Consider the following 260-nt stretch of genomic DNA (forward strand, 5'->3'; position numbering starts at 1 on the left):
AATCGTCGTGTAGAGTGGATAGTAGGTGTGGAATATGGAGAAGATTATGACAAGGTAGAGAAAACCGTTCGTAGCCTTATAGCTGCCGAACCACGTATTCTGACTACTCCCGAACCTTATGTGGCTTTACATGCATTGGATGCCAGCAGTGTAAATGTGGTGATACGTGTGTGGGTGAAGACTTCAGACTACTGGAATGTCTATTTCGATATGAACAAGAACATTTATGCCGAGTTCAATAAGGAAGGCATTGGCTTCCC

1 pseudogene is annotated in these 260 nt (G+C 43.8%); it reads left to right on the forward strand.

Going from position 1 to position 260, the window contains the following annotated elements:
- A pseudogene (locus tag QVP67_RS02060) lies at positions 1–260 on the forward strand (mechanosensitive ion channel domain-containing protein); the annotation flags it as partial.

The sequence above is a fragment of the Bacteroides sp. CAG:633 genome (genome assembly GCF_000435115.1).
In the GTDB taxonomy this organism is placed as follows: domain Bacteria; phylum Bacteroidota; class Bacteroidia; order Bacteroidales; family Bacteroidaceae; genus Bacteroides; species Bacteroides ndongoniae.